This is a genomic window from Ezakiella sp., from assembly GCF_034180565.1.
Classification (GTDB): domain Bacteria; phylum Bacillota; class Clostridia; order Tissierellales; family Peptoniphilaceae; genus Ezakiella.
The window spans coordinates 18,690-41,631 of record NZ_JAXFOB010000022.1 but is presented as its reverse complement, the minus strand read 5'-3'; the positions used below and the strand labels follow the sequence as shown (position 1 = coordinate 41,631).

At 37.1% G+C, this 22,942-nt stretch carries 21 protein-coding genes; all 21 read right to left on the bottom strand.

Annotated features, from left to right (window positions below; translation table 11 throughout):
- Positions 1 to 425: 425 nt before the first annotated feature.
- The gene (locus SPI61_RS04715; protein ID WP_321136966.1) at positions 426 to 1,202 is read right to left on the bottom strand and encodes a hypothetical protein; all 777 of its coding nucleotides are present in this window, start codon (positions 1,200 to 1,202) and stop codon (positions 426 to 428) included.
- Positions 1,196 to 1,903, bottom strand: coding sequence for an ABC transporter ATP-binding protein (locus tag SPI61_RS04710; protein WP_321136965.1), 708 nt, complete (start codon positions 1,901 to 1,903; stop codon positions 1,196 to 1,198). Before SPI61_RS04710 ends, SPI61_RS04715 begins: the two co-directional genes overlap by 7 nt.
- Positions 1,878 to 2,252 (bottom strand): GntR family transcriptional regulator, encoded by a 375-nt coding sequence (locus SPI61_RS04705; protein ID WP_321136964.1) that lies wholly within the window; start codon positions 2,250 to 2,252, stop codon positions 1,878 to 1,880. Before SPI61_RS04705 ends, SPI61_RS04710 begins: the two co-directional genes overlap by 26 nt.
- 8 nt (positions 2,253 to 2,260) lie before the next feature.
- The gene (locus SPI61_RS04700) at positions 2,261 to 3,028 is read right to left on the bottom strand and encodes a hypothetical protein (protein ID WP_321136963.1); all 768 of its coding nucleotides are present in this window, start codon (positions 3,026 to 3,028) and stop codon (positions 2,261 to 2,263) included.
- Positions 3,028 to 3,906, bottom strand: coding sequence for an ABC transporter ATP-binding protein (locus SPI61_RS04695; RefSeq protein WP_321136962.1), 879 nt, complete (start codon positions 3,904 to 3,906; stop codon positions 3,028 to 3,030). Before SPI61_RS04695 ends, SPI61_RS04700 begins: the two co-directional genes overlap by 1 nt.
- Before the next feature lie 14 nt (positions 3,907 to 3,920).
- Positions 3,921 to 4,133: a hypothetical protein gene (locus SPI61_RS04690; protein WP_321136961.1), complete on the bottom strand. Its 213-nt coding sequence runs from the start codon at positions 4,131 to 4,133 to the stop codon at positions 3,921 to 3,923.
- A 152-nt stretch (positions 4,134 to 4,285) separates the two neighbouring features.
- Positions 4,286 to 4,882 (bottom strand): XTP/dITP diphosphatase, encoded by a 597-nt coding sequence (locus SPI61_RS04685; protein WP_321136960.1) that lies wholly within the window; start codon positions 4,880 to 4,882, stop codon positions 4,286 to 4,288.
- Positions 4,882 to 6,948 (bottom strand): N-acetylmuramoyl-L-alanine amidase family protein, encoded by a 2,067-nt coding sequence (locus SPI61_RS04680; RefSeq protein ID WP_321136959.1) that lies wholly within the window; start codon positions 6,946 to 6,948, stop codon positions 4,882 to 4,884. Before SPI61_RS04680 ends, SPI61_RS04685 begins: the two co-directional genes overlap by 1 nt.
- Before the next feature lie 161 nt (positions 6,949 to 7,109).
- Entirely contained in the window at positions 7,110 to 8,528 is a 1,419-nt protein-coding gene (gene gatB / locus SPI61_RS04675; RefSeq protein ID WP_321136958.1) for an Asp-tRNA(Asn)/Glu-tRNA(Gln) amidotransferase subunit GatB, read from the bottom strand.
- The gene (gatA, locus tag SPI61_RS04670; RefSeq protein ID WP_321136957.1) at positions 8,528 to 9,934 is read right to left on the bottom strand and encodes an Asp-tRNA(Asn)/Glu-tRNA(Gln) amidotransferase subunit GatA; all 1,407 of its coding nucleotides are present in this window, start codon (positions 9,932 to 9,934) and stop codon (positions 8,528 to 8,530) included. The genes gatB and gatA overlap by 1 nt, the downstream gene beginning before the upstream one ends.
- Entirely contained in the window at positions 9,934 to 10,209 is a 276-nt protein-coding gene (locus SPI61_RS04665) for a hypothetical protein (protein WP_321136956.1), read from the bottom strand. Before SPI61_RS04665 ends, gatA begins: the two co-directional genes overlap by 1 nt.
- On the bottom strand, positions 10,202 to 12,184 hold the full coding sequence (ligA, locus tag SPI61_RS04660) for an NAD-dependent DNA ligase LigA (protein WP_321136955.1): 1,983 nt from the start codon (positions 12,182 to 12,184) through the stop codon (positions 10,202 to 10,204). The genes SPI61_RS04665 and ligA overlap by 8 nt, the downstream gene beginning before the upstream one ends.
- 7 nt (positions 12,185 to 12,191) lie before the next feature.
- Positions 12,192 to 14,315 carry an ATP-dependent helicase gene (locus SPI61_RS04655; protein ID WP_321136954.1) on the bottom strand — a complete coding sequence of 708 codons (2,124 nt, stop codon included), beginning with the start codon at positions 14,313 to 14,315 and terminating at the stop codon, positions 12,192 to 12,194.
- Positions 14,316 to 14,411: 96 nt separating this feature from the next.
- Complete coding sequence (locus SPI61_RS04650) at positions 14,412 to 14,783, bottom strand: metal-dependent transcriptional regulator (protein ID WP_321136953.1); 372 nt, start codon at positions 14,781 to 14,783, stop codon at positions 14,412 to 14,414.
- A 3-nt stretch (positions 14,784 to 14,786) separates the two neighbouring features.
- Positions 14,787 to 15,089: a YerC/YecD family TrpR-related protein gene (locus SPI61_RS04645; protein WP_034546083.1), complete on the bottom strand. Its 303-nt coding sequence runs from the start codon at positions 15,087 to 15,089 to the stop codon at positions 14,787 to 14,789.
- A 24-nt stretch (positions 15,090 to 15,113) separates the two neighbouring features.
- Positions 15,114 to 16,784: a formate--tetrahydrofolate ligase gene (locus tag SPI61_RS04640; protein ID WP_321136952.1), complete on the bottom strand. Its 1,671-nt coding sequence runs from the start codon at positions 16,782 to 16,784 to the stop codon at positions 15,114 to 15,116.
- A 174-nt stretch (positions 16,785 to 16,958) separates the two neighbouring features.
- Complete coding sequence (locus tag SPI61_RS04635) at positions 16,959 to 18,737, bottom strand: M3 family oligoendopeptidase (protein ID WP_321136951.1); 1,779 nt, start codon at positions 18,735 to 18,737, stop codon at positions 16,959 to 16,961.
- Positions 18,731 to 20,578, bottom strand: a complete 1,848-nt coding sequence (asnB, locus tag SPI61_RS04630; RefSeq protein WP_321136950.1) for an asparagine synthase (glutamine-hydrolyzing) — start codon at positions 20,576 to 20,578, stop codon at positions 18,731 to 18,733. The genes SPI61_RS04635 and asnB overlap by 7 nt, the downstream gene beginning before the upstream one ends.
- Positions 20,579 to 20,586: 8 nt before the next feature.
- Positions 20,587 to 21,237 (bottom strand): hypothetical protein, encoded by a 651-nt coding sequence (locus tag SPI61_RS04625; RefSeq protein WP_321136949.1) that lies wholly within the window; start codon positions 21,235 to 21,237, stop codon positions 20,587 to 20,589.
- Positions 21,230 to 22,360: an NAD(P)H-hydrate dehydratase gene (locus SPI61_RS04620; RefSeq protein WP_321136948.1), complete on the bottom strand. Its 1,131-nt coding sequence runs from the start codon at positions 22,358 to 22,360 to the stop codon at positions 21,230 to 21,232. The genes SPI61_RS04625 and SPI61_RS04620 overlap by 8 nt, the downstream gene beginning before the upstream one ends.
- Positions 22,360 to 22,941, bottom strand: coding sequence for an orotate phosphoribosyltransferase (gene pyrE, locus SPI61_RS04615; RefSeq protein WP_321136947.1), 582 nt, complete (start codon positions 22,939 to 22,941; stop codon positions 22,360 to 22,362). The genes SPI61_RS04620 and pyrE overlap by 1 nt, the downstream gene beginning before the upstream one ends.
- Between the last annotated feature and the right edge of the window lies 1 nt (position 22,942).

Here is a 22,942-nt window from a genome sequence, read left to right as displayed (position 1 = left end):
AAAGAGTTTATGTTAAATCAAATTTAAATCTCAATATCAGCATAAGTATAGCGGCTATAACTATGTAATTTAGCGGTTTTTGTAAAAACGAAAAATAATACAAAAGAGTTACATCAATTTCCATTTGCGATTATCGTGCTCAATATTAGTGTATTAAAGTTAATTATCGAAAACGGTTTTGATAGTGTTTCTCAATTCTATTATAGTTCATCTTCTCCACCTACGAAAAATTATACCATAAACTTCTAATTATTACAATAGTATTACTAATTTTTTTTATTTTTTTGTAATTATTTTAAGATAAACGCGTTTATATTTCATATATATTTATATTATGTGCATTTAAAACAAATTGTAAAATTAATATTATTCAAAAGTATAATATATGTAAAGAGCTCCGATGTGAAATATCGAAGCTTTTATATCTATAAATTTATTTTTTTATCTAATATTAACCCGGTTAAATAAACATTTACTACTGTAAATATTAAGTTCATCAACACATAGTATATTTGATCCCCATCTCTTAATTCTACACCTAAAGGATAATATAGAAGAGCCTGCCCCGGCAAAAGTTCTCTAATTCTAAGAGAAAATATATACGATTTAATATACGAATATGCGACTATAAGAAGGATTAAAATCACTATCCACATCCAATTAAGTTTTTTGTATTTTATAGTTGTTTTTGATATAGAGAGGGATAGATAAATAAGCGAAAGAGTCATTACTATATCAGATATAAATATATAGAAAAGTTCATTACCTATAACTTCCGAATAATCAAAATTTGCACTCGTCGTTGCACCTTCTATTATAATTGAAAGGAGAATGTTAAAATATATTCCAACAATAAGATAAATAAAAGACCATACCCCCATAACAATTAGTTTAGATGCCACCATTTTCCACATTTTTTCAGGTGTTTGGAAAGTGAGATATCCCGTCTCCGAGTTTATCTCCCTGTTGAACGAATTTATTGCATACACTATAAACGATATTACAGTTACAACCGCAACTAAAATTCCCGCTCCGACTATTACATCTTTTAAATAGTAAGCTGTCGATGTGTTAATCCGATATTCAAGAGTTTTTGTATTAAGTGTTAACTGAACTATAATTGAAGCAATTAATCCTCCGAAAAGAAATCCCAAAAGTGTTTTCAAACTTCCCTTGATGTCGTATTTAATAAATTTTAGCATGTCACACCTCCGAAGCAATCCTTGAAAAACTCTTCTACACTCATAGATTTTTCCATTCTCAAATTGTCCACCGTTTCATGAGCAAGAATCTTTCCTTCGTTCATAATCATAACCTCATCAAATATCGACTCAATATCTCTTACGAGCTGCGTCGAAACAATGAGTGTTTTATTTTGAAAGGCTTTGTCTATAATAGAATTTAGTATCATATCTCTTGCTACAGGGTCAACTCCTCCAATCGGTTCATCCAATAGATACAAGCTCGCATCCCTTGAAAGTGTCAACGAAAGGTTCAGTTTCTCCTGCATTCCTTTTGAAAGTTCCTTAACTTTCATATCTTCACTAAGTTTCATTACCTCCAGCATTTCTCCAAAAGTTTGAGCGTTAAAATTATAGAAGAAATCGTTGTAATATTCTTTTGCGTCTTTTATTTTCATCCATTTCGGCAAAAAATTTCTGTCCGGTAAGTATGAGACCATACTTTTTGTCTCTACCCCGGGTTTTTTACCGCAAATTTCAACTCTTCCCGATGTTATTTGATGAAATGCGGAAAGTATTTTTATAAGCGTTGTTTTTCCGCTTCCGTTCGGACCCAATAGCCCCAAAACTTTTCCTTCTTCGAGCTTGAAGCTTATGTTGTCCAAAGCGATCTTTCTTCCGTATTTCTTCGTCAGATTATCTACTGTCACTATTGTCGCCATTGTCATTCTCCATTATCAATTTTACAAATTCATTTTTATCAATTCCCAAATTTTGAAATTCTTCCAAGGTGTTTTCAACCCTCTTTTTTATATATGAACGCCTTTTTTCTCTAATCTTGGCTTCATCGTCTATGACATATGTCCCCATTCCTCTTTTCACTTCGAAAAGACCGGTCCCCACAAGTTCGTCGATAGATCTTGTCACAGTGTTTGGGTTCACTTTATATGTCTTTGCTATTTCGCGAACCGACGGAAGTTTGTCCGATTTCTTAATCTCTCCCGAAACGAGTTCTTGAATAAATATTTCAGCCAACTGAAGAAAGATAGGCCTATCTTCATTGAAATTCATATTTGCCCCTAGTATCTTTTCCTTTTAATAACTAAATATCTTATTGCCGTTGCTAAAATAATATTTACAAATATCATTATTCCGAACCATTTTTCACTGAACGGATTTAAACCTATTTGAAATAAATTATCAAAAACCGGACCGTATTCAAGCGGCGAGAGCCTTGTGAACCAATCGGCAAGTCTTCCGAGCCATGAGTCAAGGCTTACAAGTCCCGTAGCTTTAAATATTATCGGTGCAAAGAAGTAATACAAAAAGCTTATTGCAACTGTTGCACCCTGTAAATTTGTGAGTTCATAAAAAAGATGAATTCCTCCAAGCATACAGATTATCATTGAGACAATTGTCAAAATGCTGTATATAAACATTTTCGGCGTTATATATATGTCAAATTTTTCCGCCGGCAAGTCTTTAAATGTGTATGAAAGAGCCACTGTAATTGCTGTAAAAATGAAAGCAAACACAATAGTTGTCAAAACTGAAACGAGATAGTCACCGATAACCGGATTCAAACGGCTCATTCCCCTTTGGAAATAGTTTCTCATTTCCTCTCTTCTTTTAAATGAAGCTGTTGCAATCATAATCGCCATAAAAGGAACAACTTGTTGAACAATGCTGTAGACATTCGAAAGAAAAGTTGACGACGACTTGGTCGTTGAATATTTTGCAGTTACATAATAAGAAAGTCCTATCCCAATCAATCCGAAAATTAAAAGGAGTATATTTGGCATTCTCTTTCTTGTTCTATATAATTCAGCTTTTAAATATGAAAACATTATTTGTTCCTCCCTTCCAAACGTCCGAGATAATATTCTTCAAGATTATCTTTTCTTCTTTCAATTTCAACAATGCCAAGTCCATTTTCATAAACTTTTTTGAGTACCTTATCTATGTCAAAATCACCGACAATAACACTATCTTTTGAAATTTCAATTTTTAATTCTTCTAAAATTTTCTTAAACTTATTGTCGTCACTAGTCTTTATGACAGTGTGATATCTTAGCTTTTTATCTTTCTTTGACTCTATTAAATCGACGACTTCGCCATTTTCAATTATACAAATTCTGTCACAAAGATGCTCGAGTTCGCTCAAAATGTGTGAACTGATTAAAATTGTCTTGCCTTTATTTGCAAGATCCTTTAATAGATTTCTTATTTCAACAATTCCCTCAGGGTCAATCCCGTTAATCGGTTCGTCAAGCACAAGAAAATCCGGATTTCCTAAAAGTGAAAATGCGATTCCAAGTCTTTGTTTCATACCGAGCGAATAAGCCTTGAATTTTTTATCGCGTGCATCGGCAAGTTTTACGTCGCTTAACAACTCTTCCAAATCTATTGAACTGTCAAGACCGTATGCCATTCTATAGTATTTAAGATTTTGATAGCCCGTCATATTTTCAAAAAATACCGGCGTCTCAATAAGCGCACCTATATTTTTTCTTCCATCTCCTAAGTTTTCCGATTCGAAAAGCTTTAATTCTCCGCCATATCCCGGAAGAAGACCCAAAACAATTTTCATTAAAGTCGTCTTTCCCGCTCCGTTTTTCCCTACCAAACCGTAAATTTCACCGGCGTTAACCGACACGCTGACATCGCTCAAAGCTTTTTTCGTGCCGTAATTCATACTTAAACCGTTAGTTTCCAGTACCTTCATATTTTCCTTCCTTTCTACCATCCCATGCTCCATGTGAGCATAATGACTAAAATAGCCATAACAAGCATTGATATTATTTGAATTGATTTTGAGAAGTTCAGCTCAACAAGTTGACTTTCCTCAAGCGATTTCATCTTCTTAATCTTCGAAATCTTAACAGCATAATATATATAATTTGCTGCAATTATTGAAATCAAAAAAACTAAACCTTTTGAAGTACCATTCATATTTTCTCCTTTCAATTTCCATGTCGTTGTACTAGATATATAGTACACCATTTTCATATTTATGTCAATACCTTTTTTGAAAAAAATAAAAAAATCTCAAGGTTTAATATCCGTCCAAATATCAACCTTGAGATTTTATCTTTTTATCTGTTTTAATATTTTTCGCTGAAATAATTTCTAAGCTTATCTAGCGCACGTCTTCTGTGGCTTATTTCATTCTTTTCGCTCTCAACCATTTCTGCAAATGTCTTCGATTTTCCTTTCGGAAGAAAATATGGGTCATATCCGAAACCGTTGTCGCCCCTTCTTTCAAAAATAATCTCGCCTTCACATTCGCCTCTAAAAAAATATTTTTCTCCTTCCGGCGTTATCAAACATAATACCGAAACAAAGTTTGCAGTTCTGTCTTTTTTTTTAACATTTTCAAGTTTTTTTAGAAGGAGAGCATTGTTTTTGTCATCATCGTGTTCATCTCCCGCATACCTCGCGCTGTGAACTCCCGGTTCTCCGTTTAATGCATCCACCATAAGCCCGGAATCATCCGACAATACATATGAATCCTTAAAAATATTTCTTATCGCATTCGCTTTAATAAATGCATTGTCTTCAAATGTCTGACCGTTTTCATCCGGCTCATCGTAATTCTTTTCAATTTCATAAACACTTTTTACATCGAAGTCCAAATCCGAGAGCATGTGTTTTATCTCCGTGATTTTATGGTTGTTTCCGCTCGCCACAACGATTCTCATTATCTATATTCCTCCAAAAAATCCTCTATTCCGTTAATAATGCCGTCAACCAGTTTTGATTGATATTCCGGATCTAAAAGCTTTGCCCTTTCAGCTTCATTACTTAAAAAACCTGTTTCAATCAATATTGCCGGCGCTTTTGTATTCTTTAAAACATAATATTTTTCCGTTTTGAGTCCGCGCGTTTTTTCTCCAATTGCTCTTTCTATTGCATCCACTACCATCTTACCGAATTCTTTTTGATTCGGTTCCATAGACGCTGACGAATAATAATATACTGTAGCACCTTTTGCAGACCCATATTCTACGATATCCGCATGAATGGATATAAAAACGTCCGGCTTTAAATTGTTGGACATTTTCACTCTATCGGACAATTCTATATACGAATCTTCTGTGTCGTTCGTCTTTTGAACCCTGTATCCCATTGAAACAAGTCTGCTTTCCAAAAGCCTTTGAATCGGTTTTATAACGTCAACTTCTTTTACGCCCGACGGAGTGTGAATTGCGCCCGGATCGGTTCCGCCGTGTCCCGGGTCAAGCAAAATAAAGTAGTCGCTGTTATTTCCGGTCTTAATTCTTGAAATATTAAGAGTCATCTCAGGCGACCTCGAATCCACATTGACCGAAACCGCTCTCAAAAGATTTATAGTGAGAACTCCGTTTGTAACGTCGAGGTCTTTAATAAGGCTGTCGTTATATTTTATAGAACCGTCCGGAATTCTTGTCCCGACATTCATAGTGATTTTATTGTTCACAGAATCGTAATTAAACGGTACATCCGGAGTTAACCCTCTAATTGTAAGACTTCTTGTAGTCCCTGTAGTTCTAAATTTAAAATTGTCATAAAGCGTTCTTTCCGGAGTAACAACAAGATCGTTACCCACAGTTTTTATAACAAGGTTCGGGTGTTCCACATCTTTTTCAATATCAAAAACCACCCTGACGATTCTGTCTGTTTTTTTATAGTTTTTATCCGGAATAAATTGACTGCTTCTGATATATTTTACAAAGCCAAGCTCTATAGGAAACTCTTTGTAGTGACCCGATGCCATATTCGAGTCCATAAAATCCAGAATTATTCTCTTCGGATTTTCGAGAATCATCTTATTATAATTTTGTTTTCCCATATTTTTTATTACAATACTTTCTTTCCCGTTCACATTCTCTCTTGTAATGTTCGAAAATAAAAAAGTATCAGTGACAATGATACTCTTACCATCGTCACTGTCATAAACTGTAATCTCGCCCTTAGTCTTGTTGAAAGATATTACAAGGTCATTACCTTGCTTTTGAATAATATATTTGTCCGAGTTTTGAATCATACTTTTGTCTTGACCGACAAGGGATTTGTTTACATCGGCGTTCTTTACAATTATAGTTGTGGAAGTTTCTCCAACCTTGATTTCATAATTCGGTTTTTCATTAAATGTAAATATAAGCTTTACCGTACTTGAATCATAATCCACATTTTTAGCTTGTAGCGTAACTTTTCCCGTAGTCTCTTCTTTTGGAGGCACGATTTCTTCAGTTGGCGGTGGATTTTTAATTTCCGGAGCATCAATCAAATCAGTCACTGTAGTATTTTCATTTGCATTTTCATCTGCAATCGTGACCGTTCTCGTCTTTTGAATCCAACCGACTTTTTTGCCCATATATTCGCTCAAATATCTGACCGGAACATATGTTGTTGCGTTTGCGCCGCCGTCAAGATTTATCAAAAGAGCCATTACGCCCTTCGGAGTTTCAACTCTTCCGTTCCCCATATTTACAAAATTCTTTCCAACCGGAAACCAAATAGTTTTGTCCCCGTGAATGCCTACAGTTGAAGTCTTGTGAATCCACTCGACCTTATACCCGAGCGTTTCCGACACAAATCTCACGGGCACATATGTAACCCCGTCAACGACAAAACTTGGAGCCGGACTTTGTTTGTCCTCTCCATTTATGTTCAGCTTAACATCAACGGCTTCTTTCATCTTGCCGTTTATATTAAGACTCCTTGCCTCTATATTTATACTTAATATCGTTAATAAAAATAAAAATGATAAAACAAACTTTTTCATACTTGCCTCCACTTTTTTAATTGTAACATATGGGCAATTGTAAATCAAGGAAAAACCGGCTCATTTTAAATATGTAATGTAACAGTAATCATAAAAATTAAATCCGAAAAAAATTTTTACACAAATAAAAATCCCCCGACCTTAACAGTCGGGGAAATATATTAATTCTTTTCGATTTCTTCTTTTAAAAGTTTATTAACAACACCCGGATTTGCCTTTCCTTTCGATTTTTTCATAACTTGTCCGACAAGGAATCCAAGCGCTCTGTCTTTTCCTTGTTTGATATCTTCAATCGATTGAGGATTTTCCTTTATAACTTCAAGCACAATGTCCAAAATTGCACCTTCGTCACTTATTTGAATCAATCCGTCGCGATTAATAATTTCCTTTGGACTTGTTCCTTCGTCAAACATTTCTTTGAAAACCTTTTTAGCCGTGTTGTTATTTATCTTTTCTTCTTTGATAAGACCTAATAAATACGAAAAATCATCCACGCCGAATTTCAAATCTTCAATAAGCGTTTCATCTTCGTTCAGTCTTCTTAAAAGTTCATTTATAATCCAATTTGATGTGAGAGATACGTCACCCGTAGCTTTTTGAACTTTTTCAAAATAGTCCGAAAGATTTTTATTTGAGCCGATGACATTTGTGTCATAATCGGTGAGATTATAATTCTTTTTTAGTCTTTCTCTTCTTTCATCCGGAAGTTCCGGAAGACTATTTTTTATATTTTCTATGAATTCTTCTTCGATTTCAAAAATCGGAATATCGCCTTCATATGCGAATCTATAGTCGTCCTTTGTCGTCTTTACACGCATAAGAACAGTTTCACCTTTGGTTTCATCGAAACGTCTTGTGTCCTTTTGACCTTTTTCGCGATTTTCAAGCATCTTCTTATGTCTTTCTTCTTCGAAATTTAGAGCCGCTTCAACACTTCTCGTGGAGCCGATATTCTTTATTTCCGTGATTTCCGTTTTGAAATCTCCGTCGACAATATTGATATTGCAATCGCATCTAAGGCTACCTTCCGCCATCTTACAGTCGGAAACTCCAAGCTCAGTCAAAGTTTCACGAAGCTTTTCAATAAACGCTCTCGCTTCTTTCCCGCTCTCGATGTCCGGCTTCGTTACAATTTCAATGAGCGGAACTCCGGCACGATTGTAGTCCATAAGTGTTGTGTTGTCTTGCATGTGAAGAGCTTTTCCGGTGTCCTCTTCCATATGAATTCTTATGAGTCCAATCTTTTTTCTATTGCCGTCAACGTCGATTTCAACATATCCGTTTTGACAAATCGGTCTATCGTCTTGCGAAATTTGATAGCCCTTGACAAGGTCCGGATAAAAATAATTTTTTCTATCCATCTTTATAGTTCTGTCTATATCGCAGTTAAAAGCAAGTCCCGCCATAACTGCAAATTCAATCGCACGATTGTTTATTCTCGGAAGCGCTCCCGGCATACCGAGACATGCAGGACAAGTGTTTACATTCGGGTCATCGCCGAATGCATTTTTACAATCGCAAAACATTTTTCTGTCCGTTTTTAATTCAACGTGAATTTCAAGTCCAATTAATGTTTTCATTATTTCACCAATCCTTCATAAGCACGAGCGATTCTCGCCAAGTTGTAGTCGCTTTTTTTCTTTCCTAAAAATTGCATTCCTGCATTTATAACATTCTCACTTGTCGACGGGACATTTATTCCCGGAATTCCGGCAAGATTTATTGCAACAGTAAGAAGGTCCCCTTCCATCATTTGTCTCGGATTCTTAACTTGCGAGCCGAGTTTAAACGGAAGAGTTGTAGCCGTCGGAGTTAAAATTGCATCCGCATTTTTAAAGATTCTATCGTAATCTTCCGCAATCTTTTCTCTTATTATAAGCGCCTTGTCATAATATGTTTCACGAAGATCGCTGCTCATGATATACATTCCCAAAAGAATTCTTCTTTTAACTTCGTCGCTGAAACCCGCAGTACGAACTTCTTTCATATAGTCACTGAAATTTTTAACGTCGCTTTTTATTCCCGCATATCTTATACCGTCAAAGCGTGACAAATTGGAACTTGCTTCGCTGTCGATGATTGCATAATATGTTGCAACCGCATAATCCAAATGCTCAAATTCGGCTTCCACAATTTCCGCTCCTGCACCTTCAAGAAGTTTTAGCGTCTTGTCATAGCTTTCCTTTACTTCCGGTGCCAAATCAAAATCTTTAAGGTGACTTAAAATTGCAATTTTTTTACCCTTTAAATTTTCAATATCCTCTTCGATTGAAGTCTTCATTTCCGGCATGTCGACAGAAATTTTCGTCATATCGTTCGACGTATCTTTCGCCATTGCTCTCAAAAGAATATATGCATCTTCAACGCATCTTCCGAAAGTTCCGACGCTGTCAAATGTATTTGCAAGAGATGTAACACCGTATCTCGAGACGAGACCATATGTCGGTTTAAAGCCTACAACACCACAGAATGAGCCCGGTTGTCTTATCGAGCCGCCCGTATCTGTGCCGACTGCAACGTCGACAAAACCCATCTTCGTTGCAGCTGCGGATCCACCGCTTGAGCCGCCCGGCACAAGTGTGTGGTCGATCGGATTTTTTACAGGACCGAAATATGAAGTTTCGTTCGAGCTTCCCATTGCAAACTCGTCCATATTGAGCTTTCCTATTACAACTCCGCCTTCAGATTCAATATTTTCTGCACAGTCGGCGTTATAAACACTCTCGAAATTCTCAAGCATTTTCGATGCGCATGTCGTTTTAAGACCTTTGTAGTTTATATTGTCCTTGAGTCCGACAACTGCCCCGTAAAGCTCGCCGCTCGGATTAATGTTTTTAACTCTTTCTCTTGCTCCGTCCAAATCGAGCGTGATAAAACTGTTTATTTCCTTGTCTTTGTCAAGACCTGAAATTATATCTTCGAGATGTTCCTCAGGTGAGAGCTCGCCGGATTTTATTAATTTTAAAGTTTCATGTAAATATCTCATTAGTCTTCCCCCACATATTTTATAGTTTCGATAAATCCATATTTTTCAGAAACTGCATTTCTTGTCGCTTCTTCATTTGTGAGTGACGGCTTCGGCTCGTCTTTTGACGGATGTTTTTCAGCCGGGTTGACATTGTACATTTTTTCTCCCGTCTCTTTAAAATCTTCAATAGATTTTAATACATCCATACAGTCCACGAGTTTTTCATAAAATTCGTCGCCCTGATCTTTAAATTTTGCAAGGTCGAGCAAATTATAATAAGTCTCTTTATCCATTAATAACCTCCATTAGCTCATTTTCATTCATAATTTCGATTCCGAGTTCGTTTGCCTTGTCCAGTTTCGAGCCCGGATTTTCTCCAACTAAAACCAAATCCGTTTTTTTCGAAACGGAAGACGTCGCTTTACCGCCCTCTTTTTCAATATATGCCTTAATTTCATCGCGCTTCATCGAAGAAAAAGTCCCGGTAATGACTACCGTCTTGTCCGTGAAAAATCCTTCTTTCACTTCTTCGTCATGCTCTATTGTATTTACTCCAAATTCCAGAAGTCTCTTTATGAGTTCCTGTTCTCCTTCGTGATTGAAATAATTTAGAATATTATTCGCAATCACATCTCCGACTCCGTCTACCGATGTAAGTTCCTCAAATGTCGCATTTCTGAAATTGTCAAAAGTCTTGAACCTCTTCGCCAAATCCGTCGCCGTCCTTACGCCGACTTCGTTTATCCCGAGTCCGAAAATAAATCGGTGAAGTTCTCTAAGCTTTGATTTTTGAAGCGCATTCATAAGATTGTCCGCCCTTTTATCTCCAAACAGCGGCAGTTTCAGTAAATCTTCCTTTGTAAGCGTATATAAATCGCTCACATCGTTAATGCCTAAGTTTTGCACCATCGAGTCGACCGTTTTTTCATTAAGCCCTTCGATGTCCATCGCATTTCTCGATGCAAAGTGAGTTATTCTCGAAACAATTTGCGGATTGCAATATGTCTTGTTCGGACAGACGAGATATGCCCCATCCATCACAAGTTCCGTGCCGCATGAAGGACAAGTTTTTGGAATTTTCACTTCATCTGTGTCCGACGTGTCGCCGATTGTTCCCATAATCTCCGGTATAACTTCGTTCGAGCGCCTTACAATTACCTGCGCTCCGATTCGAACCGCTTTTCTTTTTATATCGTCGATATTGTTTAGCGTTGCGGAACTTACCATCGCCCCTGCAATTTCAACCGGCTCAAGCTTTGCAACAGGAGTTACCTTGCCCGTCCTTCCGACTTGCCAAACCACATCGAGCACTTTTGTTTCAACTTCTTCCGCTTCGAACTTGAAAGCAATTGCCCATCTTGGAAATTTATTCGTATACCCCAAGACTGTTCTTGTCCTCATATCATTTATCTTTATAACCGCACCGTCGGTCAGGTAATTTAGCTCATGCCTTTTTTCTTTTACATATTCAATATTTTTTATAACTTCTTCTATGCTGCCGACGAGCGGATGAAAATCGTTAACCGGAAAACCTTCTTTTTTCAAAAAATCAAGCGTTTCTATGTGATTTTTAAAATTAAAATCGTCCATATATCCGATGTTATATGCAAACACTCTCAGATTCCTTTTTTCGGTTTCCCTCGTGTCGAGATTTCTAAGAGCCCCTGCCGCAGCATTTCTTGCATTCTTCAAAGGTATTTCCGCAGTTTTATTGTATCTTTCAAGCTCCGAAAGCGGCATATATGCCTCACACTGAATCTCGATATGTCCGGTATAGTCAATCATTGTCGGAATGTTTTTTATGGTTCTTGCCTGTGCTGTAATATTTTCTCCGACAACGCCGTTTCCACGCGTTGCCGCAACTTTAAGATATCCCGACTCATATGTGAGATTACAAGTGAGTCCGTCAAATTTGAATTCCGTAACATACTGAATAGGCGGAAGTTTATCATCATGTGAATTGTTGTACTCCGCCCTCAGCTTCTCCGCTCTTTTTGCCCATTCAACAAGCTCATCCGTCGATTGCGACTTTTGAAGGCTCCAAAGCGGTCTTTCGTGCGTATATTTTTCAAAACCTTTTAAAAGCTCTCCACCGACTCTTGTTGTCGGCGAATCTAAAAAGTTGAATTTATATTTATTTTCCATGTCGACAAGTTCCTGATACAATTTATCATACACCGCATCGACCACAATAGGGTCGTCCAAAGTATAGTAATGATAGTTGTACAGGTTCAGCTTATCGACAAGCTCCCTCATCTTTTCAAGCATTTTTCACCTACTTTTTTGTAAGCGGTGCGATTGAAGCTTTCAATTTTTTCAAGCCCTTTGACGGAAATGCAATTGTAATGTCGTCGCCGACCAATGTCACAACCGTTCCTTCGCCCCACATCTTATGAATAACCTTGTCTCCGATATTAAAACTTCCCGCCTTTTCTTTCTTTGCACCCAAACCGATTTTACCGGTAAAGTTCGTCGGTCTCGGAATCGGCTTTCCTTCCGTTTTTGCTCTCGATTTCACAGTCTCATCCTCTATCTCAACAAAATCTTTGATTTCTTCAAGGAATCTGCTGTTCTTCGAATAAATAGTTTGACCGTAAATCATTCTGGAATCTGCGGAAGTAAGGAAAAGTCTGTCCCTTGCTCTTGTGAGCGCGACATAAAACAACCGCCTTTCTTCTTCTATATCCTTTTCGTCTTCCATACTCATTCTGGACGGGAAGAGTCCCTCTTCAAGTCCGACAACGAAGACATTTCTAAACTCCAACCCCTTTGAAGAGTGCACCGTCATAAGCACAACTTTGTCCTCTTCTTTGGACTGATCTATGTCCGAAAGGAGAGAAATTTCATTTAACATTTCTGAAAGTTCAGACTCCGGATTTTTTTCTTCATATTCTTTTACATAGCTTACAAATTCATAAACGTTTTGAACTCTTGACTCATCTTCCGGATTCTTTGAAACTTTAAGCTCTTTTAAATATTCCGACTTTTCAAGTACGATGTCCACAAGTTCGCTTAGAGGAACATCGTTCATCACTTCTCTGATTCTTATAAAATCTTCTCCGAATTTTTTTGCGGATTTTGTTCCGATATCGGAAAGTGTTTCAAAATAATCCTTTCCCGTGACCAGTCTGTATTCATTCAAATCGCCGAGTGTCTTCGGTCCGACCCCGCGCCTCGGAGTATTCACAATTCTTTCAAAACTTACAGAATCGAAAGGATTGTTTAAAAGTTTCAAATAAGCAAGTACGTCCTTGACTTCTTTTCTGTCGTAGAACCTTATACCGCCGATAATCTCATACGGCACGGAATTTCTTACAAACACATCTTCAAATGCTCTCGACTGATTATTTGTTCTGTATAAAATCGCTATGTCGCTATATTTTTCTCCATCATCTTTCAATTTTTCAATGATTTCTAAAACCTTATAAGCCTCGTCATCTCCTGTCATGAGATTGTAGCACTTAACTTTTTCATCGTCAGCCTTCGTCGCAAGAAGTTCCCTTTTATATTTTTGCGGATTGTTTAAAATCAAATGATTTGCCGCATCCAAAATACTTTTGGTCGAGCGATAGTTTTGATTCAGATAAATAACTTTCGCACCCTTGAAGTCCCTTTCAAAATTTAAAATGTTTTCAAGATTCGCTCCTCTGAACGCATAAATACTTTGGTTCTCATCACCTACAACTGTTAAATTGTTGTGTACATGAGAAATTGCCTTGATAAATTTATATTGTATGTCATTTACGTCTTGATATTCGTCGACAAATATATAGTCGAATTTTTTTGAATACTCTTCACAAACACTTGGATTTGCTTCAAAAAGTTTTACCGTTTTTAAAAGAAGGTCGTCGAAATCGAGTGCATTCGCCTCTTTCATCGCCGCTTCATAATCAAAAAACACTTCTCCGACAATCTTTAAATAAAAATCGCTTCCGGCAAATTCTTGAAATTCTTTAACTCCCATACCCTTGTTTTTAAAATCCGAAATCCTGTTTTTTATGGACTTAGGTTTAAACTGGTCGCTGTCCAAATTTCTGTCCTTAACAATTCTTTTTATAAGATTTAAACTGTCCTGTGTATCATAAATAGTAAAATTAGAGGAATAATGTTTTCTTAAAATTCGTACACAAATGCTGTGAAAAGTTCCGATCCACATTCCGTTTATAGACCTTTCTAAGAGCTCTTCGGCTCTTTCCTTCATCTCATTTGCCGCTTTATTTGTAAAAGTGATTGCTAAAATATTAAATGGATTTACACCAATTTCCTTTACAAGATAAGCTATTTTATATGTAACAACTCTCGTCTTTCCTGAGCCTGCCCCTGCAAGAACAAGCACCGGTCCCTCAGTGTTGACAACAGCTTCATATTGACTTTCGTTAAGTAAATTTTTAATATCCATAATTTTCCTCTCTTTAAATCTGCTCCTTCTATTATACATTTAATGAGGTTTATATTCAAGCTTATTACTCATAATTCAAAAAAAAGAAGATGACATCTAGTCATCTTCCCTCTCTGAAAATTCTTTAAGTTTTACATATAATTCGTCTCCGATTACATGTTCAAGCTTACAAGCTTCCTCATCAGCTTCTTCCTCATCGAGCCCCAACTTTTTTAGAATTTTAACCAAAACATTGTATCTTTCAAGGACAGAAAGTGCTTTCTCCTTACCTTTTTTTGTAAAGACAATTTCTCCACCTTCGACAACCTCGATAAGTTTTTCGCTTTTCAGAAGCGAAACCGCACGCGAAACGCTGGCTTTAGAATATCCCAACTCATTTGCAACATCAACGCTTCTTGAGGTTTGATTTCCAAGGCGTAAAAGCAAAATTGTCTTGAGATACATTTCCTGTGATTCGCTTCCCGCCATAGTCTATTCCTTTGTTAAACCCAATTTTCTAAAGATTAAATTGTATCCGTCCGCACCATAATTCAAAGAACGGTTGATTCTTGAAATTGTTGCGGTTGACGCACCTGTTTCAGCCTCGATTTCATTGTAAGTCTTGTTTTCTCTCAATTGTTTTGCTACTTCTAATCTTTGTGCAATTGCTTGAATTTCTTTTATTGTGCATATGTCTTCAAAGAATCTGTAGCAATCATCCATGGTGTCCAATGTCAGAATAGCTTCAAATAAAGCATCCGTTTGTTCACTCTTAAGTCTGGAATTATAAGCCATTTCTAATCCTCCTTAAAATTTATTCTAAAATAGTCCGACTATTTCGCCGTCCTCTTTTATATCGATATTGTTTGCGGCAGGAACTTTCGGTAATCCCGGCATTGTCATAATGTCGCCTGTAAGAGCTACAACAAATCCTGCGCCGTTTGAAATTCTTACATTTCTTACTGTAAGTTCAAAATCTTTCGGTGCTCCGAGTAGTTTCGGATCGTCGGAAAGTGAGTATTGAGTCTTTGCCATACATACAGGAACCTTGTCCATTCCATTTTCAACAATTCTCTTGATTGATTTCTTTGCTTCTTTTGTAAAGATTACATCTTTTGCTCCGTAAATTTCCTTTGCAATCGTTGTGATTTTGTTTTCGATTGTATCATTTACATCGTAGAGCGGTTTGAAGTGTGACTCTTCTTCTTCGCAAACTCTGACAACTTCTTTTGCCAAATCGACAGCCCCTTCACCGCCTTTTGCGAATACTTGAGAAAGAACACATTTTCTTCCTTCTTTTTCAACAAGTTCTTTTAAGAGTTCAATTTCAGCTTCTGTGTCTGTTGGGAATTGATTTATTGCTACAACTGAAGGAACTCCGAATTTAGCAACATTTTCCATGTGCTTTTTCAAGTTTTCGAAACCTTTTTTAAGTGCATCAAGATTTTCCTTGTCGTAATCTTCTTTTGTAACTCCCCCGTGATGTTTTAGAGCTCTTATTGTTGCAACAATAACAACTGCATTCGGATGTAAATCACCCATTCTGCATTTGATGTCGAAGAATTTTTCAGCTCCGAGGTCAGCACCGAATCCTGCTTCCGTTACAGTGTAATCAGCAAGTTTCAGAGCATATTTTGTTGCAAGAATTGAGTTACATCCGTGCGCAATATTTGCGAAAGGTCCACCGTGTAAAATTGCCGGTGTATTTTCGAGTGTTTGTACCAAGTTAGGTAAAATTGCATCCTTCATAAGAACCGTAACAGCGCCTTGTGCGTTGATGTCTTTAACAAATACAGGTGATTTATCTCTTCTATATGCAATAACAATATTTGAAACTTTTTCTTTGAATTCTTCTAAGCTGTTTGACAAACATAAAATTGCCATAATTTCAGAAGCAACTGTAATATCAAATCCGTCTTCACGAGGATATCCGTTTGAAACTCCGCCAAGACCAACAACAACTTGTCTCAAAGCTCTGTCGTTCATATCGAGAACTCTCTTCCAAACAACTCTTCTTACGTCGATTTGTTGTTCGTTACCTTGGTGAATGTGGTTGTCGAGCATTGCGGCAATAAGGTTGTTTGCAGCTGTAATTGCGTGGAAGTCACCTGTGAAGTGAAGATTGATATTTGTCATAGGAACAACTTGTGCATATCCTCCCCCTGCTGCACCGCCTTTAACTCCGAAAGATGGTCCGAGTGAAGGTTCTCTTAATGCAGAAATTGCTTTCTTGCCGATTTTGTTAAGTCCCATTGAAAGACCGATATTAACAGTTGTCTTTCCTTCTCCTGCCGGTGTAGGTGAGATAGCTGTTACGAGAACGAGTTTTCCGTCCTTTTTGTCTTTAAGTCTTTCATAAACCACCGGTTCAATCTTTGCCATATAGTGACCGTATTGGAACAAATCTTCCTTTGCAATTCCCAATTGTTCCGCTATTTCGTCAATGTAAAGCATTTTTGCTTCTTGTGCAATCTGTACGTCTGTTTTCATATTCCATTCCTCCTCATTAATTAGTATTCTTTGTCTTATTATATCACATTAAGGTATAATAGTCAACACTTTAATTTGTAAAAGTTAAGTCTTATTATATAATCTTCTATCGTCGAATTAAATCATAAAAATAAAACCTACTAAATGGATACCCCATTTAATAGGTTTAAAACATTATTTCGAAATTTCATCAATAATTTCGCCGATATATTGTATAGTGTCTTTAAGTGCTTTACCGCCTTCAATTTGCACTCCGAGTTTCTTTGCCCAATCTTCAGGGGAAAGTTTTCCGCCCGTCTTCATTGTTTCTTTGTAATTTTCAATAATTTCTTTCTTTTCGCTGTCGGTGCTTGTTTGAAGTTTTCTGAAAAGCTCAGTTCCGATTGAAAGGCCCGCTTGATATGTGAACGGATAAAGTCCCATAAAGTAATGCGGTTGGCGCATCCACGTGAGTTCGCTTCCCGGAAGAATTTCAACATCGTCGCCCCAGAATTCTTCGAGAGTGTTTCTAAAGATTTCATTCAGCTTGTCAGCATTAATGTTTTCGCCCTTGTCTGTTCTTCTATAGACTTCTCTTTGATAAATCGCTTCAATTCCGTGGGTTACAAAATTGTGATAATATGTTCTTTCAATCATTTGAACTCTTACCCACTTTTTAAATTCTTCATCATCCGTGCTGTTGATCAAATAATTTGCAAGAAGCATTTCGTTGCAAGTCGACGGCATTTCGCTTATATACATTGAACTTTCAGTATTTATGATTGAATTGTCCATCGACGAATAGCGTCCGTGTCCGGCGTGACCTAGTTCGTGAGCAAGCACGAAAACGTCTTCCATCTTTCCCATCCAGCTGATTAGAACATATGAGTGGAGTTGATAATAAGGGTCACAGAATGCACCCGTTGATTTTCCTTCATTTTGTGCAAAGTCAATCCACTTGTTGTCAATGTGTTTTAAAGTTTCATTCACGTAGTCTTCGCCGAAAATTGCAAGTCCTTTTCTCAAATAATCCTTGCTGTCTTCAATTGAGATTTCTTTTTCAAACTCAGGCATAAGCGGCGCTTTAAGATCCGCATATGTCATTTTATCGAGCCCATATTTTTCCTTGACAAGTTTTGCATATTTTCTCATATGCTTCGGAAGTTCTCTTTTCAGCGTATCAATATGATCCTCATAAACTTCACGTCTGATGTCTTGAAGGTCCAGAAGATAATCGAATACACTTTCAAAACCATAGATTTCGCTGAGAGCTTTTTCCGCTTTCAGTTGCGTGTTGTAGTTTAGAGCGAGAGTCGTTTGATATTTTCTCATAACACTCACAAATTCTTCGAAAGATTTTCTTCTGAGCTCCGTGTCTGATGAACCTTCATATTTATCTTCATAAAGACCGAAAGTCATAGGCACTTCTTTGTCAAGTTTCAAACTGTTAAATCTTACGTCGCCTGCAATTGCGCCTTCCCAAATTCCATAAGGAGCATTAAATACAGGATTCAACTTTGTGAGAGCGTCAACAACTGCAAAAGGCGGCTTGTGCGCCTTATCTTTTTTGAGTCTTCTCAAATAAACAAGTGCAAAGTCAAGCTTTTCAAGCGCTTCATCCAAAACATCGTCTGAAAGTTCCATTATTTCATCGTCTAAAAATGACATATTGGCTGAAGAAGCGGTGTCCGCTTTGTCATATTCTTCCAAATAGCCATATGCCTTTGTATTTGTGCCGTCTTCTGAAAAATAAAGATTTGCAAAACCGCCGACAAGGCTGTCGACTTCAAGATATTTTTCATAAAGTTTCAAAACTTCTTCGAGCGTTTTTAAATCTTTTATTTTTCCCTTGAATTCAAAAATCTTTTTTGAAAGTGATACTTTTTCTTCAAGTTTCTTTTCAAAATCTTCGTCATCTTTTACGAGATCGGTCAAATCCCATTTTAATTTTTCGTCAACATCTTTTCTTAACATATTCCCCTCCTGTTAATATATAAATCATACCAAACCAAAAATACATAGTATGAGTAAAGTCTTCTATGATTTCTCTTAACGCCGTCCTTGTGCTCCTTGAGCATATCTAGAACTGTACTTCTGTCGAAAAAGTCATCGCATAGTTCACTCGAAAGCACTTCGTAGAATTTATTATAAAAATTATCTTCCTTTAAAAAATCTCTGAAAGGAACCGGGAAGCCCTTCTTCGGTCTCGTGTACCATTCCTCAGGAAGCACTTCTTTTGCAGCTTCTCTTAGAGCAAACTTCGTGACATTTCCTCTCACTTTCAAATCGCTCGAAAGTCTTCTTGCAACGCTCCAAACTTCGAGGTCCAAAAACGGAACCCTGAGTTCCAGACTGTGAGCCATGCTCATTCTGTCTCCCTTTAAAAGTATGTCATATTGCATGAAACTGTTCAAATCGACAAGTTGTTTTCCGCTCAATTCATCCACATTTTTGAAAAATTTCGATGTGAATTGTCTTGCTTCCATTCCGTCTTTGTATCTATTACTTAAAATATCTCTAACTTCTGATGGCGAGCTTATATTTGCTTCACCTACAAATAAATCCTTCGGCTCAAGCGCTCCCTTTTCCATACGTCTTTTTAACGATGAATCCGGTAATATTTTCGAAGCACCTTTCAAACCTCTTCTCAAATTTTTCGGAAGTTTTAAATATTTTTCAATGGCACTGTCTTCGCGATAAAGGTCATATCCGCCGAAAAATTCATCCGCTCCTTCTCCACTCAAAACAACAGTCGCATTTTCACGCGCAAGTTTTGAGAGAAAATATAGAGGAATGCTCGACAAATTCGCCTGCGGTTCGTCGAGATGATATATTATGTCGTCCAAATTTTCCAAAACTTCATTTTTGTCGATTATAAGTCTATTGAGTTTTATACCCAAAATTTCACACAGTTTTTTCGCAAGTCCGCTTTCGTCAAACTTGCCTTCCTCTTCGCTAAATCCTACACTAAAACTCATCTCCGGCTTTGTGAGCGCCGTGATATAGCTCGAGTCGATACCGCCCGACAAAAATGTTCCGACCTTAACATCCGCATTTTTATGAAGTTCTACACTGTTGTGAACAGCTTTTCGTATCATATAAACTGCATCGTCCAAATCTGTAATCTTGTCGTTTGACATTTGAAATTGGAAATATTCTCCGGTAATCGGATATAGCGAGTCTTCAATATTTGAAATCTCCAAATAATGTCCGTTTTTAAGACGTTTAATGCCTTCAATCATAGTGTCTTCGCCGCAAACATGTTGCAGTTCAAGATATGAAAAAAGTGAATTATTATTAAGTCTCGGCGAGAAAAATTTATTTGAAATGAGCGCCTTTAACTCCGAACCGAAAATAAATTCGCCCTTGTCGTTAAACCCATAATAAAGCGGCTTTATTCCAAAATGGTCGCGCGCCATAAAAACTTTATTCTTGTGGAATATTGCAAATGCAAACATTCCCCTCAATTTCGAAAGAATGCTCTTTCCGTATTTTAAATATCCCTTTAAAATAACTTCCGTGTCGGATGTCGTTTTAAATTTGACGCCGTTTCCTTGTAGGTCTTGTCGAAGTTCTTTGTAATTGTAAACTTCGCCGTTAAAGACAATAACCGCCCCTGTTTCTTCGTCAATCATCGGTTGGTTGCTTCTCGGATCCAAATCAATTATTTGAAGTCTCGCAAAACCGAGATGCAGGTTCTCGTTTTCATAAAACGAAAGATTGTCGGGTCCCCTGTGACGAATACTCTCAAGCATCGACCTGATTGAATCGTCATTGTATTCTTTTTTACTGATTATACCTGTAAATCCACACATATTATCCTCTATTTTATATTTTCTAAAATTATTTCCTTAGCCATTTTAATGACTTCTCTATAAATTTCCGAGCCCTCTTCCATGTTCAACTTGGAAAGCGCCTTTATTCCTTCCGGAACATCCCCTTGAAATCTTAAAATTTTTACAGTCTTAAAAAGCTGTCCGCCTTTTTCATAATCTTCCTTAAAAACACTGTCATAAAGAATATTCGCTTCTTCATCTTCATTGATTTTATAAAGAAGAAGTAGTTTATTTAAAACAGCATTTTTAAAATTCACTCTGTCGAAATCGTTCAGATTTAAAGCATCCAAATATTTTTTCCCGTCGACATTGTCGCCTTGTGTTATATATGCTCCTGCAATATTTAACATAATCATATTTTTGATTGACGGAACTTTCGTTTCATTTAAAAGTTTTAATTGTTTGCTTATAAAAATTTCCGCATCTTGACTGAGTTTGTATTCATTCACATGCGATTTCATCGAAGCAAAATCTTTTTTTATCTTTCTTAAATCTATAAAAGAGAGTAAAAGTACAACTCCCCCAACCAAAAGACCGCCTATGACGGGGTCCACCGTTCTCTTCGTGAGATAACAGAAAAAAGTGTACACAGGAATTGTTATGAGCGAATATAAAATATATTTTTTGTAATTAAGCATCGTCTTCCTCCATAAAAACATATTTAAGTCCCTCGATAATGTCGCTTGCAATCATGGAACGCTTCGATATTTTTTGCGCCATAATATCCGCCGAAAGTCCGTGAAAATAAACTCCAAGCTTTCCTGCCCTAAATGTGTCACAACCGTTTGCAAGAAAAGCGCCGATAATTCCGGTCAATACATCGCCCGTTCCTGCAGTTGCAAGACCGTTGTTTCCGGATTTATTTATATAATATTCTCCATTTTTATTATAAACCAAGGAACCCTCTCCCTTTATTATAACATCACAGGAATATTTTTGCGATATCTCTTCGGCAGATTTTAATCTATTTTTCATAATATATGAAACATCTTTTGAAAGAAGTCGCGCCGCCTCCATAGGATGCGGAGTGATTATAAGTTGGTTCATTCCGACGTTTCCGAATTTTTTTAAGTAATACAGCCCATCTGCATCGAGAACCGTCCTTATATTTCTTTCGGCGATATAAGAAAATAATTTTTTCATATATTCTTCCGACGAATATCCAATTCCCGGACCGACTGCGAGCGCGTCAATAGAGCAGAAAAATAAAATATCTTCTCTACCCATAATTATTTCTTCATCAAGACATATCTCAAGTGCGGTTTTATTCTCTTCTTCCGAGAAAAGATATACATATCCCGCTCCCGCTCTCATCGCCGCCCTTGACGAAAGCTTTGCGCATCCGATCATACCTTTTTGCCCCGCAACAATTCCAAGTCTCCCGAATGTCGCTTTGTTTGCATTTGACGGTCTTGTCGGAAGAAGTTTTAATAAATCTTTATCAACCATAATTTCACCATCCCCCGTAACAATTGCAATTGCATAGTCTCCGTCGTGCGAAATTGACAAATTGTATCTCAAATTCTCAAAAACAATTGACGGCTTTCCCTTCTCATCTTTCAAAATAATTGAATTTCCCAAAATGTTTTTATTTATGCCGCTTCCTAAATGTTTTCCAAGAGCTTCCTTTGATGCAAAAATGCCCGCAAGAGTCTCAGGACTTTCCTCGCGGGTATTCAGCATATTTTGAACGAAGTCAAGACCTCGTCTTTCAATCAATTCAATTATTCTATTTATCTTAACAATATCAATTCCCGACATTATTTTTTAAGAAACCTGCTTCCGGGTTGAACCATCGGCACATTTTCTTTGCAAAGTGGGCAGTCTTCCGGTTCATAAATATCAGCTTCGAGTTTGATTGCAGCAAAAACAGGTAGCGGTGGAGTTTGTTTTGTTCTGTCGACAATTGCGCCGATTCCAAGAACTTCTCCGCCTTGTTCTTCGATTACTGCTGCTGTTTCAAGTGATGATTTTCCGGTCGTTACAACGTCTTCGCAAATCAAAACTTTTTCGCCCTTTTCAATTTTAAATCCTCTTCTAAGACACATCTTGCCTTCTTTTCTTTCGGCAAAAACTGATCTTACTCCGAGTGCTCTTGCGAGTTCGTAACCGATGATTATTCCACCCATTGCAGGACCCACAACAACATCAGGATGAATGTTATTTTCTTCAAGTTTTTCTTTTATTGCATGCGCAATCTTTTCAGCATCTTCAGCATACTCAGTTGCGAGTGCGCATTGAACATAAACATTTGAGTGCTTGCCGCTTGAAAGCCCGAAATGTCCGTGAAGTAGTGCTTCTCTCTTTTTTAATAATTCTACAATTTCAGATTCTCTTGTCATT

What these genes read in the sequence shown, in the direction of transcription:
- SPI61_RS04715 (WP_321136966.1), bottom strand. Translation starts at nt 1,202, where the DNA reads ATGCTAAAATTTATTAAATACGACATCAAGGGAAGTTTGAAAACACTT.
- SPI61_RS04710 (WP_321136965.1), bottom strand. Translation starts at nt 1,903, where the DNA reads ATGGCGACAATAGTGACAGTAGATAATCTGACGAAGAAATACGGAAGA.
- SPI61_RS04705 (WP_321136964.1), bottom strand. Translation starts at nt 2,252, where the DNA reads ATGAATTTCAATGAAGATAGGCCTATCTTTCTTCAGTTGGCTGAAATA.
- SPI61_RS04700 (WP_321136963.1), bottom strand. Translation starts at nt 3,028, where the DNA reads ATGTTTTCATATTTAAAAGCTGAATTATATAGAACAAGAAAGAGAATG.
- SPI61_RS04695 (WP_321136962.1), bottom strand. Translation starts at nt 3,906, where the DNA reads ATGAAGGTACTGGAAACTAACGGTTTAAGTATGAATTACGGCACGAAA.
- SPI61_RS04690 (WP_321136961.1), bottom strand. Translation starts at nt 4,133, where the DNA reads ATGAATGGTACTTCAAAAGGTTTAGTTTTTTTGATTTCAATAATTGCA.
- SPI61_RS04685 (WP_321136960.1), bottom strand. Translation starts at nt 4,882, where the DNA reads ATGAGAATCGTTGTGGCGAGCGGAAACAACCATAAAATCACGGAGATA.
- SPI61_RS04680 (WP_321136959.1), bottom strand. Translation starts at nt 6,948, where the DNA reads ATGAAAAAGTTTGTTTTATCATTTTTATTTTTATTAACGATATTAAGT.
- gatB (WP_321136958.1), bottom strand. Translation starts at nt 8,528, where the DNA reads ATGAAAACATTAATTGGACTTGAAATTCACGTTGAATTAAAAACGGAC.
- gatA (WP_321136957.1), bottom strand. Translation starts at nt 9,934, where the DNA reads ATGAGATATTTACATGAAACTTTAAAATTAATAAAATCCGGCGAGCTC.
- SPI61_RS04665 (WP_321136956.1), bottom strand. Translation starts at nt 10,209, where the DNA reads ATGGATAAAGAGACTTATTATAATTTGCTCGACCTTGCAAAATTTAAA.
- ligA (WP_321136955.1), bottom strand. Translation starts at nt 12,184, where the DNA reads ATGCTTGAAAAGATGAGGGAGCTTGTCGATAAGCTGAACCTGTACAAC.
- SPI61_RS04655 (WP_321136954.1), bottom strand. Translation starts at nt 14,315, where the DNA reads ATGGATATTAAAAATTTACTTAACGAAAGTCAATATGAAGCTGTTGTC.
- SPI61_RS04650 (WP_321136953.1), bottom strand. Translation starts at nt 14,783, where the DNA reads ATGGCGGGAAGCGAATCACAGGAAATGTATCTCAAGACAATTTTGCTT.
- SPI61_RS04645 (WP_034546083.1), bottom strand. Translation starts at nt 15,089, where the DNA reads ATGGCTTATAATTCCAGACTTAAGAGTGAACAAACGGATGCTTTATTT.
- SPI61_RS04640 (WP_321136952.1), bottom strand. Translation starts at nt 16,784, where the DNA reads ATGAAAACAGACGTACAGATTGCACAAGAAGCAAAAATGCTTTACATT.
- SPI61_RS04635 (WP_321136951.1), bottom strand. Translation starts at nt 18,737, where the DNA reads ATGTTAAGAAAAGATGTTGACGAAAAATTAAAATGGGATTTGACCGAT.
- asnB (WP_321136950.1), bottom strand. Translation starts at nt 20,578, where the DNA reads ATGTGTGGATTTACAGGTATAATCAGTAAAAAAGAATACAATGACGAT.
- SPI61_RS04625 (WP_321136949.1), bottom strand. Translation starts at nt 21,237, where the DNA reads ATGCTTAATTACAAAAAATATATTTTATATTCGCTCATAACAATTCCT.
- SPI61_RS04620 (WP_321136948.1), bottom strand. Translation starts at nt 22,360, where the DNA reads ATGTCGGGAATTGATATTGTTAAGATAAATAGAATAATTGAATTGATT.
- pyrE (WP_321136947.1), bottom strand. Translation starts at nt 22,941, where the DNA reads ATGACAAGAGAATCTGAAATTGTAGAATTATTAAAAAAGAGAGAAGCA.